Source organism: Galbibacter sp. PAP.153 (assembly GCF_037029175.1).
GTDB lineage: Bacteria > Bacteroidota > Bacteroidia > Flavobacteriales > Flavobacteriaceae > Galbibacter > Galbibacter pacificus.
This window is the reverse complement of sequence record NZ_JAZEUN010000075.1, coordinates 1-396: the sequence shown is the minus strand read 5'-3', so window position 1 is coordinate 396 and position 396 is coordinate 1. Positions and strand designations below refer to the sequence as shown.

General features: G+C 50.8%; 1 pseudogene. It reads right to left on the bottom strand.

The features are described from left to right. A pseudogene (locus UXI14_RS18100) lies at positions 1 to 396 on the bottom strand (hypothetical protein); the annotation flags it as partial.

The following is a 396-nucleotide window of genomic DNA, read 5'->3' as shown; positions in this document are numbered from 1 at the left end:
ACATTGTCCAACGGTTGAAGCAAGGAAGTACAATCGGGGATTTCAACCAGTTTTTCGGTCGTAAAAACGCTTTCCGAACAGCCCTGCGTATCGCCGGCCGAGTTGTACGGCGTAATGCTTACGTAAACGGTCGTTTCTTCGGGAAGCTCTTCCGTAAAAACATACGAAGTCACATTGCCAACGTCCAGATTATCGATCAGGTCATTTCCTGCGGAAGTTGTCCCGACAGAAAGGCGGTAGCCCATGGCCGTGGCGACCGATTGCCATTCCAGACCCGTACTTACCGATACGTCCGTGGCATTGTCCAACGGTTGAAGCAATGATGTGCAATCAGGGATTTCAACCAGTTTTTCGGTCGTGAAAACGCTTTCCGAACAATCCTCTGCATTGCCCGCG